This window comes from Hubeiibacter jixunmingi, from assembly GCF_041928215.1.
Classification (GTDB): domain Bacteria; phylum Pseudomonadota; class Gammaproteobacteria; order Pseudomonadales; family Moraxellaceae; genus Acinetobacter.
Genome location: NZ_JBHFHK010000100.1, coordinates 1 through 5348, shown reverse-complemented (window position 1 = coordinate 5348; position 5348 = coordinate 1). Strand labels below are relative to the sequence as shown.

3 protein-coding genes are annotated in these 5348 nt (G+C 40.2%); all 3 read left to right on the top strand.

The genetic code is table 11. The features are described 5' to 3' along the window. Positions 1–47: 47 nt before the first annotated feature. The 3 genes from ACEYX7_RS10540 to ACEYX7_RS10530 all read left to right on the top strand — a co-directional run bounded on the left by ACEYX7_RS10540 (position 48) and on the right by ACEYX7_RS10530 (position 5277). Entirely contained in the window at positions 48–3887 is a 3840-nt protein-coding gene (locus ACEYX7_RS10540; protein WP_374900552.1) for an autotransporter outer membrane beta-barrel domain-containing protein, read from the top strand. Positions 3888–4140: 253 nt separating this feature from the next. Next, positions 4141–4755 (top strand): hypothetical protein, encoded by a 615-nt coding sequence (locus ACEYX7_RS10535; protein WP_374804104.1) that lies wholly within the window; start codon positions 4141–4143, stop codon positions 4753–4755. 66 nt (positions 4756–4821) lie between these two features. Then, positions 4822–5277, top strand: a complete 456-nt coding sequence (locus tag ACEYX7_RS10530) for a hypothetical protein (RefSeq protein WP_374804102.1) — start codon at positions 4822–4824, stop codon at positions 5275–5277. The last annotated feature ends 71 nt before the right edge of the window (positions 5278–5348 follow it).

The window sequence follows — 5348 nt, the reverse complement described above, 5'->3', positions numbered from 1 at the left end:
CGATGAATCTTTTGCTGCTAATATCTATCTGGCTGCAACAATAATCAATTTGCGTTAATTGTCAACACGCCCTAAAAGAAATTAAAAATGCCAGTATTGATCCGAGTTCTCAAGGTTACTATATTAGAACGACAGAAGTCGTTTATGCCGATACACATGACAGCAATAAATCTTATTCGCCTTTAGTTTCTATCACTGAGAAAGGTGATAGCGGTAGTGGCTTGTATGGATTTAATAAAAAGACCCAAAAGTGGGAATTGGTTGGTGTAGTGAATGGTGTGACCACACTTACAGATCCAGTAACAAACAAAGAAACGATGTTCAATACCTATACTTTGGTAGATCGATTTACCTTGGATAAAGGTAAAGTGAAATATACAGGTGCAAGTATTGCACTTAATGATAAGGTCTTGAATGCTGTACAGTGGAAAAATGATAATGCTGCGCTAAATCAAACGGTATTGACTGATATTAACAGGAATAATGTAACGTTAGAAAAGAGTAAAGATCTTTACTTAAATAAAGATCTTACTATCAGCTTAACTGACAATATTGATCAAGGTAGTGGTGCTATCTTTGTGGGTCAGAACGTGCCAACGTTGGTGGCGAACGCAATGCAGTCACGTGTTATCGTTGAGAATCAGCCAAATGGTCGATACACTTGGCAGGGTGCAGGGATTGATATTGCTAAAGGTAGCGAACTGGTTTGGCGAGTAAGTAATCCTGAAAAAGATCGTTTATCCAAGGTTGGTCAAGGTACTTTGACTGTCAATGGTACAGGTAAAAATCTAGGCGATATTAGTGTCGGTGACGGCTTGGTTATGTTAAATCAACAGGCAGATAGTACTGGTAAACAAGCATTTAATAGTGTTGAAATCGTCAGTGGTCGTGGTACTGTACAACTTGGTAGTAAAGATCAGATTGATCTTAATAATGTGAAATTTGGCTATCGTGGTGGTCGTTTAGATTTGAACGGTTTGCAAGGTTTGGAAGCAAACTACATTGCTAATATCGACCAAGGTGCACAGATTGTTAACCACGCTGGTAATAAAGCTAGCTTAACATTATTAGGTAAAAAACAGATCAATTCTAATGGTGTTAGTTATTATGATTTAAAGAATGGTGGATACTATCGCTTAAGAGGTGTGAATACTACGGTTAAGCCTCTTGTATTTGGACAGAGTAATTTAGATTGGGCATATCTTGGTAATACATTAGGCGATAATTCTCTATCTAAAGAATACGATAGACAAGTTAATGCTCAAAATCTTACCACAACATTTGCTGGTTTCCTTGGCGAGAATGATCCTAGTAAAAATGGTCAGTTAGACATCACTTATAAACCAACCGACCGTGCTAGTGAATCGACTTTGATGCTAACAGGAGGCAGCAACTTAAATGGTAATCTAAGTGCTGAAGCTGGTACATTATTATTATCAGGCTTACCGACGTCACATGCGATTGACTATGCAAGATATGAAGAAATTGTTAAAGATAACGATTGGATTAATCGTAATTTTACTGCAACAACAATCAAAGCAAATAATAATGCTAAAGTCATTGTTGGACGTAATGTCGGTCAGGTCAATGCAAATTTTGATATCGCCAATACAGCTAGTGCGAAATTGGGCTATATAAATGGTCAAACACCAGTGTGCGTGCGTTCGGAATATAACTTCGAGCATAATTGCTCTACTACGCCATTTTATGCAGCTGATGTACTCAGTACTATTCCAACAACGCAAATCAAAGGCAATGTAAAACTAAGTGACCAAGCGCACCTAGCATTAGGTAAAGCACAACTGACTGGACAAATTACTGCAGGTGCTAATACTCAAGTCAATATGGCGAGTAACGCACGTTGGACCATGACCAATGATAGTACACTAGGTCAGTTAAGCTTGACAGATGGTGCGCAAGTTATTTTAAACTCAGCAGCGGATGCCAAAGCGGCAACACAATATAATACTTTACATATCTTGGGTAATTTAACTGGTAATGGTCAATTTAATTACATGACCAATTTATCACAGTTCCAAGGCGATAAAGTCGTTGTTGATGGTGTTGCGACAGGTAACTATAAACTATATGTACAAGATACAGGTAAAGAGGTTGCCAAAACTAAGCAACACTTGGCATTAATGACGTTAAACAATGCCAACCAAGGTACACAGGCTGTTGTCAAACTAGCAAACACAAATGAAGAAGTTGACTTAGGTGCCTATCGCTATAGTCTTATAAAAGAAGGTAATGACTATCGTCTATATAGCCCTTTACTAGAAAAAGCAATTAATACTGGTGAGATTGATAAATTAGCAGCAGAAGCAGCGGCTAAAGCGGCAGCTGAGAAAGCAGCAGCAGAAGCAGCGGCTAAGGCGGCAGCTGAGAAAGCAGCAGCAGAAGCAGCGGCTAAGGCGGCAGCTGAGAAAGCAGCAGCAGAAGCAGCGGCTAAGGCAGCAGCTGAGAAAGCGGTAGCAGAAGCAGCGGCTAAAGCGGCAGCTGAGAAAGCAGCAGCAGAAGCAGCAGAAGCAGCAGCGGCTAAGGCGGCAGCTGAGAAAGCAGCGGCAGAAGTAGCGGCTAAGGCAGCAGCTGAAAAAGCGGCAGCATTGAATCAAGCAATGACTGCAGCAGCACAAGCAAAGACTGCAGCAGCACAAGCAAAGACTGCAGCATCTGCAGCAGCATCTGCAGCCGCAACAGCTAGAGCAACGAATGAAACAGTGACTGCTGCTCAAGCAAGTCTAGAAGCAGAAAATGCAGCGAAGGCAGCTCAAGCCGCTCAGACTGCCGCTCAAATTGCTCAAACTGCTGTTGAAGAATTGAAAAATGCAACGGGTACGAATGTGGCACAAGCTTTAGCCAAAGTGCAAGCTGCGACCCAAACTGCTACACAAGCTGCTGAAAGTGCAAAGAAAGCGACTGATCTCGCGTTGGCTGCACAAAACAAAGCATTGGCTGATGCCAAAGCTAAACTTTTGGCATCTCAACAAGCACCAACTCAAGCAAGTGGTATTAGTCGTTTTACCAATACAGCATTGTCTGAAGTTGCATCACAGGTTTCTACGTTGCAACACATCAATCGTGGTTTAACTCGCCAAATACTATCAGATGATGCACGCAACGTATGGATGACTGCTGACCGTATTAAAGAAACAGCTGGCTCAACGCAACATCGCCCGTATGATAAGTCCGAAACGTTGACACAAGTTGGTGCAAATCATCAGTTTACGAGTGCTAATGGTAGTATGACAGTGGGTGGTGTCTATTCGCATAGCACAGCAAATACTGATTTTGCTGACCATATGAATGGCAAAAATGACCTAGATATGTTGTCTCTATACGGTAAATACAAGCTTGCTAATCAAGCCTTTGTTGCAATCGATGCGGGTTATGGTCGTGCCAAAAATGAAATTGATTCATCTGGTGAAAAGACTGGGTTTAACCGCAATTTGGCAACAGTTGGTGTCAATGTTGGTAAAACATTTGCAACCCCAATCGTGGATATTCAGCCATCGGTTGGTGTGCGTTATGATCATCTTGCAGGTCAGAGCTACAACCTAAACCAAGCAAAAGTGAAAGTAGAAGATACTAACCTTGTAAGCTATCGTGCTGGTGTAAAATTATCCAAAGACATTACACTACCAGCAGGTGTGCGTATTGTGCCAGCAGTGGCGGCGGACTTTGTAGATAATACCCATTCTGATGCCAATTTGGTTATGAATGATACTTATCGTTTTACTCAAAACTTTGGTCGTCATAGCTACACAGAAGCAAGTCTTGGTGTTACTTATAAAAAATGGGGCGTGTCGATGAATGCTGCACAGTCACAAGGTAAGAATGTCAGCAAACAACAATCAGCAGGTTTAAAAGTCGCTTACCAATGGTAATTTGCATTTTATAGCTGATGTTGTAAATAAAAATAGATGGATATGTTCCATCTATTTTTATTTTAATTTTTAAAAATCAAAAAGATATATAGTTATTGCATGACTATCTCATTGGCAATTAAAAATAAAATAAAGATTGTCTTTTAATCAAAAATCACCTATATTGACCATAACAAAGCATACAATATTTATCCAATAGCATGCTTTGTTTGATAAAAAGTTGAAGGAAATTTGATCACAGTGGAGTGATATAATGAAGTTAAAATTGAGTAAGCTTGCATTTGTTATTGTGAGCATGAGTGCGTTACCAACCATTAGTTATGCTGCGGGCTTAGACCGTTCTGGGCAGGATATTACAGCATTTTTACAAGATGGTACTTATGCAGAGCTAGTCTATACTGGTATTCAAGCTGATGTTAAAGGGCACGACAATGCTGCAAAAAGCGGTGCCAGTAAGGAAACAGCATTTCAACAAGGCAAATCCATCTCAAATATTGCAGATAGCCATGAGTTTTTCCGCTATGGTGTGAAAGCAGATGTCAATTCTAGTATAAGCATTGGTGTGCTGTATGATGAGCCATTTGGTGCATCAGCGACTTATCATGGCGATAATAATTTCGTTAGCCTTGGTGGTGATAGTGCGGTTGCTGCTTTGACAGCAAATGATCCAACAAGCAATATCAAGACTTTAACGATTGCAAAACAAGCCTTGGCGATGACAAGTGAAATTGTGAATGATTTTAAGACAGAAATTGCCAATTTGACCAAAGCTGGTGATAGCAAAGGTGCAGCTGATTTACAAAAAGAATTGGACGCTTTTATTAAATCAGATCATAGTAAAGCAATGAGCTTAGTTGCATTGGCATAAACTGCTGAAGCCAACAAAGGTCAAAGCACACATGTTGAAATCCGCACTCATAATTTATCAGGCATTATGGGTGTAAAATTAGGCGAACAAAAGAATTTACAAATCTATGGTGGTTTGGTTGGACAACGTCTGAATGGTGACGTACATTTACGCGGTATCGCTTATCAAGGTGCAAATGGTTATGACGCTCGCATCAAAGAAAACGATGCCTTAGGGTGGTTAGCAGGTTTATCTTATAGCAAACCTGAGATTGCCTTGCGTGCGTCATTAACTTATCGTTCTAAAATCGATCATGATACAACCATCACCGAAAACTTTCCTGCATTAGGTTTGAAGACTGTACAAGATTTTAAGGCAACAACACCAGATTCTTACAACTTTGATTTTCAAACTGGCGTGAGCCCAACCATGTTAGCCACTGCAAAAGTACGCTATGTACCGTGGAGTAAGTTTACAGTCAATCCGCCAAGCTATGGCAAGGCAACGCAAATGAGTATTGGTAAAGCATTACCTTTGCTATAGCAAAAGAAAAATAAAATTGGTACAATATAACTATGGCATACTCACAAGACTACCGACAAATGATACTAGCG

Excerpts from the sequence above, each read along its gene's own strand:
- ACEYX7_RS10535 (WP_374804104.1), top strand. The coding sequence starts at position 4,141 with ATGAAGTTAAAATTGAGTAAGCTTGCATTTGTTATTGTGAGCATGAGT.
- ACEYX7_RS10530 (WP_374804102.1), top strand. The coding sequence starts at position 4,822 with ATGGGTGTAAAATTAGGCGAACAAAAGAATTTACAAATCTATGGTGGT.